The 591-nt window shown below is 47.5% G+C and carries 1 protein-coding gene; it reads left to right on the top strand.

The window, feature by feature from the left end; all coding sequences use genetic code 11:
• Positions 1–166: 166 nt before the first annotated feature.
• The coding region (locus LKK83_RS00425) for a Yae1 family protein (protein ID WP_324628770.1) at positions 167–591 on the top strand (425 nt) is incomplete at its 3' end.

The following is a 591-nucleotide window of genomic DNA, read 5'->3' as shown; positions in this document are numbered from 1 at the left end:
GTGGAGCGAGTGGCTGGATTTACCGGATTGTCTTTAGAACAAGTCCGGGAATTGCAGGCGCAGATGGACAATTAATCTTGCCGAGTTTTTCCGCCAGCCGCACTTCGACTTTATTGGAGGGTGAATTCATTAATGCACCCTCCAATGGGGTGAATGAGTTAGGAGAATGATGATGAAAGAGTCGGGGATTTATCAAGAGCTAATTGAAGAAGGCAGAGCCGAAGGATTCCAAGAAGGATTCCAAGAAGGATTTCAAGAAGGATTCCAAGAAGGACTCCAAGAAATGGCAGGCAATTTACTGGCGGCAGGAATGAGTGTGGAGTTCGTGGTGGAAATGACCGGATTATCTTTAGAAATAGTCCGGGAATTGCAGGAAAAAGAAAACTTGGGGGCGGGTTATAATAATAGCAACTCGCCAGTCAGGGTGCCCATGTACGACAATATTTGTAAATTCATTGCGGAAGAGTTCTCCCAGGATATAGCCACCTGGTTGCTTGGGGAAGCGATCGCCCTAGTGGAATTACCCGTCAAAGAACTTTCCCTCGAACCGATTCGCGCCGATGCGATCGTGTTACGTCAGTCGTCGCAAGT

It is taken from the genome of Phormidium sp. CCY1219 (genome assembly GCF_035615515.1).
Lineage (GTDB): Bacteria > Cyanobacteriota > Cyanobacteriia > Cyanobacteriales > Laspinemataceae > CCY1219.
The sequence above is the reverse complement of the archived record's forward strand: the minus strand, read 5'-3'. Positions and strand labels throughout refer to the sequence as shown.